Origin of the sequence: Mycobacterium sp. (assembly GCF_049281135.1) — a bacterium.
GTDB lineage: Bacteria > Actinomycetota > Actinomycetes > Mycobacteriales > Mycobacteriaceae > Mycobacterium.
In genome coordinates, this window is record NZ_JBAPRN010000391.1 from 1 (window position 1) to 5223 (window position 5223).

The 5223-nt window shown below is 63.6% G+C and carries 7 protein-coding genes; 3 read left to right on the forward strand and 4 right to left on the reverse strand.

The features are described from left to right. From WAN02_RS15645 to WAN02_RS15655, 3 genes are all read left to right on the forward strand, one after another. On the forward strand, positions 1-379 hold a 379-nt coding region (locus WAN02_RS15645; RefSeq protein ID WP_422265116.1), incomplete at its 5' end, for a prolyl oligopeptidase family serine peptidase. Positions 380-411: 32 nt separating this feature from the next. Next, positions 412-1056 carry a hypothetical protein gene (locus WAN02_RS15650; protein ID WP_422265117.1) on the forward strand — a complete coding sequence of 215 codons (645 nt, stop codon included), beginning with the start codon at positions 412-414 and terminating at the stop codon, positions 1054-1056. Between the two features lie 339 nt (positions 1057-1395). Then, positions 1396-2295: a crotonase/enoyl-CoA hydratase family protein gene (locus WAN02_RS15655; RefSeq protein ID WP_422265118.1), complete on the forward strand. Its 900-nt coding sequence runs from the start codon at positions 1396-1398 to the stop codon at positions 2293-2295. Position 2296: 1 nt separating this feature from the next. Here the strand turns inward: WAN02_RS15655 and WAN02_RS15660 are convergent, their stop codons facing one another. The 4 genes from WAN02_RS15660 to WAN02_RS15675 form a co-directional block, all read right to left on the reverse strand. After that, the gene (locus WAN02_RS15660; protein ID WP_422265119.1) at positions 2297-2443 is read right to left on the reverse strand and encodes a hypothetical protein; all 147 of its coding nucleotides are present in this window, start codon (positions 2441-2443) and stop codon (positions 2297-2299) included. Continuing rightward, the gene (locus WAN02_RS15665) at positions 2440-3033 is read right to left on the reverse strand and encodes a fasciclin domain-containing protein (protein WP_422265120.1); all 594 of its coding nucleotides are present in this window, start codon (positions 3031-3033) and stop codon (positions 2440-2442) included. Before WAN02_RS15665 ends, WAN02_RS15660 begins: the two co-directional genes overlap by 4 nt. 76 nt (positions 3034-3109) lie before the next feature. Next, positions 3110-4822 carry a cytochrome c biogenesis protein DipZ gene (locus WAN02_RS15670; protein ID WP_422265122.1) on the reverse strand — a complete coding sequence of 571 codons (1713 nt, stop codon included), beginning with the start codon at positions 4820-4822 and terminating at the stop codon, positions 3110-3112. A 107-nt stretch (positions 4823-4929) separates the two neighbouring features. Then, on the reverse strand, positions 4930-5223 hold a 294-nt coding region (locus WAN02_RS15675), incomplete at its 5' end, for a fasciclin domain-containing protein (RefSeq protein WP_422265123.1).

Sequence of the window (5223 nt, forward strand, 5' to 3'; positions counted from 1 at the left end):
GTTCGGCGCGTTGGTGTGCCAAGTCCCACTGCTGGACATGCGCCGCTTCCATCTGCTGCTGGCCGGCGCATCCTGGGTCGCCGAGTACGGTAACCCCGACGACCCCGACGACTGGGATTTCATTGCCGAATACTCGCCCTACCAGAATGTTTCGGCCGACGCCGACTACCCGCCGGTACTGATCACCACGTCCACCCGCGACGACCGCGTGCATCCCGGACATGCCCGAAAGATGACGGCGGCGTTGGAAGCCACCGGCCACCAGGTTTGGTACTACGAGAACATCGAAGGCGGCCACGCCGGGGCGGCCGACAATGCGCAGAGCGCGTTCAAGACGGCGCTGGCCTTTGCGTTTCTCTGGCGGATGCTGGGTACTTGACAGTGCAAGATACGAGGGTGTGGTGTGATGCGATGCGATTGCCGTCCAAGCTGTGCGCGACGGTCGCCGCCATGGCATTGCTGACCGTGCCGGGTTGCTCCAAGGTCATCACCGGTGCCGCCGTCCCCGGTCCGCACGACCCGCTAGCCAAAAGCAGTTCGTGCGAGCAAGTTTCAGCGCCCCTGACGCCGATCGATCCACACTCCGACGGCGAGCCGCGGCTGCGGATCCCGCAGCCGTCGGGCTGGGAGCGCGCGTCGATGCTCGACTCAGACGTCATCCGCTTCACGATGAGAAACAAGGACCTGGTGGCCAACGACTTCATGCCCACCGCGGTGGTAACCCTGGAATCCGTGCCCGGTGCGGCCACCGATGACGAAACGATTTTCGACCAGGAACGAGCTGCACTGGTCGACCGCCTTGGCGCCACCGGGTTACACACGAAGGAGATCACTCTCTGCGGCGACAAGGCTGAGCTCGTCGACTACGACGCCCCGAGCATGGGTCGCATTCCGCCGCGCAAGATCAGGACACTGATGGTTGCAGCTACCTTCGACACCAGTACCTACGTGACGACCGTCACGGTCCAGTCCACCGATCCGGACAACCCCGTGTACACCCGCGACACCGACACCGTCCTGACCGGATTTCAGATGCTGCCGCCCGACGGCGGCTAGTGAAGCGTCCCGCTTCAATACCGCGCGATACTCATCTGCTCACTTTTTCGTCAAGATTCGGCGAAACGCCGCGGATAGTCTTTGGTGTGATTAGCCTGAGGAGTACCTTAATTTTCACTGAGACGCGGCAGTAGGGAAACCTAGGGAGGGTCGAGATGAACCCGGTGTTGATAGGCACATTGTCGGTGGCCGGCCCCCTATTTGCGGTCGGCATTTACCAGCTGCAGGCGCACCTCGAACGATGGGATGCCCAACGGCACGCCGAGGACTGACGTCAGCCGTCCCCGGCTGGCGCCGAGGCTCTTGACCCCTGAGTCCAGAGCGGCTTCGCTTCGGGCTATGCCGACAACCGATTTCGAGACACTTCTGTACACCACGGCGGGGCCCGTCGCGACCATCACGCTGAACCGTCCGGACCGGCTCAACACCATCGTCCCGCCGATGCCCGACGAAATCGAGGCCGCCGTCGGCCGGGCCGAGGTGGACCAGGACATCAAGGTCATCGTGCTGCGCGGTGCGGGGCGGGCGTTCTGCGCCGGCTACGACTTCGGCGAGGGCTTCCAGCAATGGGACGACTACATGAACACCGACGGCCATTGGGACCCGGGCAAGGATTTCGCGATGGTTACCGCGCCGGTCGGACCGCATCAGAAGTTCATGGCGATCTGGCGGGCCACCAAACCGGTGATCGCCCAGCTGCACGGTTGGTGCGTCGGCGGGGGCAGCGACTACGCGCTGTGCGCCGACATCGTCATCGCCAGCAACGACGCTGTCATCGGCACCCCGTACAGCCGGATGTGGGGCGCCTACCTGACCGGGATGTGGATGTACCGGCTGAGCCTTGCCAAGGCGAAGTGGCACGCGCTGACCGGTCGGCCGCTCACCGGCGTGCAGGCCGCCGAGATCGAGCTGATCAACGAAGCGGTGCCGTTCGAGCGGCTCGAGGCGCGCGTCGCCGAGATCGCCGCCGAACTAGCGCGGATCCCGCTGTCGCAGCTGCGGGCGCAGAAGCTGATCGTCAACCAGGCCTACGAGAACATGGGCCTGGCCTCCACCCAGATGCTGGGCGGCATCATCGACGGCCTGATGCGCAACACCCCCGAGGCGCTCGACTTCATCCACATCGCGCAATCCCAGGGTGCACGGGCCGCGGTCGAGCGCCGCGACGGACCGTTCGGTGACTACAGCCAGGCACCGCCGGAGCTACGCCCCGACCCATCACACGTCATCACGCCCTAAGTCACAGCGGCGATGGAGTGCCCGCCGACGCGGATCGGTTGGCGACCAACGGAAAGAAAGGCAACGCGGCCAACGTCGCCGTCAGCGAAATCGTCAGCATGGACCAGCGTTTCGCGACGCTCACGCCCGGGTCGTCGGAAAAACTCACTGCCCAGGTGGCATCAATACCGTGTCGATCATGTACACCGTCGCGTTCGCGGTCGGCACGCCACCACAAACCAGGCCGGCGTTGTTGACCTTGAGGCCGTTGCCGCCGCCCGTCACGTTCACCGGCGCACCCTCAACGCTGTTGTGTGAGCCGTCAACCTGCGCCGGGCTCAGCTGTCCGGAAACGACGTGGTAGGTCAGGATGCTCTTCAGCATGTCCGAATTGGTTTTCAGCTCATTGATGGTCGAGGCCGGCAACTTGCTGAAGGCGGCATCGGTCGGCGCGAAAACCGTGTACTGACCGCTGTTTAGCGTGTCGACCAGGTTCACCTGCGGGTTGAGTTGACCGGAGACCGCCTGGGTCAGGGTCGTCAGCATGGGGTTGTTCGACGCCGCGACGGCGACCGGGTCCTGGGACATCCCGGCTACCGAAGCAGGGCCGTTCGGGTGCATTGATGCATAGTCCGCACAACCCGAACCTACGAGATTCGGTGCGGCCATGGCGGGTGCGCATGTGGCGAGGGCAATGCCCACCGCGGCGGCTGCCGCGAGACCCGTTGCCCGGATCGCCTTGGTTTGGATGTTGATCACTTTTCAGGCTCCTCAGTGTTGATAGCTACACAATTGGTTCGGAGCCGGACGCGCCGTGGATTGGCTGCGGCGCGAATCAGCCGTACGTGAAGGAAAAGACCTGCAGCCCTTTGCTGGCGCGCACATCGATGGATCCGCGGGCCACGTCGTTGGCCGCGACGATCTGGTGTGATGTCGGTGGCCCACTCACGGGTATGGTCGTCGTCTTGCCGTCGCGGGTGACGGAGAGGCTGCCGGTTCCGCCGACGACGATGTAGACATTCTTGGCGTGGAAGTTCAGTCTGATGCTCGAGGAATCGCCGTCGGCCGTGGCACCCTGGTAGTCCAGTGCCCACGGTCCCTGTAGGGCAAACGAATCGGCGGGCAGTGTCGGCGGGTACGCGAACGTCGCACTCCCCTCGTCGTATTTACCGTTTCCGGCGTAGTTGGAAACCTTGCCCACCCCGAAGTACGTCTCGCGCGTCAGGTCCACCTTCGGGGTGGTGTCGGGGGCGTCCACCGAGTTCGGCAGCGAAACCCCGGGATGGGCGGCGGTGAGCAGCTCGCGGATCACGTTTTCGGTGCCGTTGTAATCGCCCTCGCCGAACTTTATGTGCCGCACAACGCCGTTGGCGTCGATCACGTATTCGGCCGGCCAATAACGGTTTCGGTAGTTCGTCCACGTCGAGTAACTGTTGTCCTGAGCCACCGGGTAGGTGACCCCCAGGTCAGCGGCGCCCTTTTTCAGGTTATCGGTGACCTTCTCGAATGCGTACTCGGGAGTGTGCACGCCGATGACCTCGAAACCACTGTCGTGATAAGCCTTGTACCAGCCTTCGACATGCGGGATTGCGCGCTGGCAGTTGATGCAGGAGTAGGCCCAGAAGTCGATCAGCACCACCTTGCCGCGCAGCGCGTGCAAATCGATGGGTTGGTCATCGGGGGTGTTCAACCAGGCGGTGATGCCTTTGAGATCGGGCGCCGGCCCGCAATTCTCTAGTTGTTCAGATCCGTTGTGGCAGTTCGACAACCCTTTGTTCTGGTCGTTGACGATGCCGCCGAGGTTGAGCGCTTCCTGGATCTTCTGGTCGCCGCCCAACTTGTTCTCCAGCGAACTGGTGTAGTCGGGAATCGCCCGCTGCAACGCCGCAGGCAGGTTGAACACCAATGCCACCGCCAGCAGCAGGGTCACGATCCCTGCGATAACCCGAATCAGGCGCTGCCGACGACGAAAGGCGCTGACCCGCTGCGAAACTCGCTGACCGGCAAGAGCGAAGAACAACAGCGGCACCGCGGTGCCCAAGGCGAAGGCCACAGTCAAAATAACAACGGGCAGACCGATGTTCGCGGTGGCCCCAGCCACCACGATCGCGGCCAGCACCGGGCCCGCGCAAGGCACATACAGCACACCGAGCGCCAGCCCGAGACCAAACCCGCTTGCGCGCGTGGCGATCTGCTTTTGCGGGATGCGGGCAAAGGGTCGCTCCAGCAACTGCTCGACGCGCGGGAAAATCAGGCCGAGCCCGATGGCCACCAAGGCGGCCAGCGCCACCCAGCGGATCACGTCCTGCGGCAGGTGCAACAGCGACAGCAGTGCCGAGCCGACCAGCGTCACCAGGCTGAAGCTCAACACCAGCCCGGCGATCACCCGATACGGCCGCGACACATCGCGTTTGACGTCGACGGCCACCGTCCCGTTGGACGTGCCGGTGGTTCCGGAGAAGAAGATCACCGGCAACACCGGCAGGATGCACGGCGAAATGCCCGTGATGAGACCTCCGAGCAGACCGATCAATGCGAGTGACACCATGATCATTATTCGCGCCCAACGCCGTTTCGGATTGGTCGGGCCCCTGAACAGCGATAGGGCAGCCCGGGGGACCGGGCTGCCCTATCTTCACGACGATCCGCGAACCACTACTGGCTCGGTGGCACCAGCACAGTGTCGATCATGTACACCGTCGCGTTAGCGGTGTGCACCCCTCCGCACACCAAGCCCGCGTCATTGACTTTGAGGTCGTTGCCCATGCCGGCCACGTTCACCTCGGCGCCCTGCAGCGTCTTGTGCATGCCGTCGACCTTGGCCGGGCTCGCCTGCCCTTGCACCACATGGAAAGTCAGGATGCTTTTCAACTTGTCCGTGTTCGTTTTGAGATCGTCGAGCGTCGCCGCCGGCAACTTGTCGAATGCGGCGTTAGTCGGTGCGAACAC

Coding starts and splice junctions, on each gene's coding strand:
- WAN02_RS15650 (WP_422265117.1), top strand. CDS start 412: ATGCGATTGCCGTCCAAGCTGTGCGCGACGGTCGCCGCCATGGCATTG.
- WAN02_RS15655 (WP_422265118.1), top strand. CDS start 1,396: ATGCCGACAACCGATTTCGAGACACTTCTGTACACCACGGCGGGGCCC.
- WAN02_RS15670 (WP_422265122.1), bottom strand. CDS start 4,822: ATGGTGTCACTCGCATTGATCGGTCTGCTCGGAGGTCTCATCACGGGC.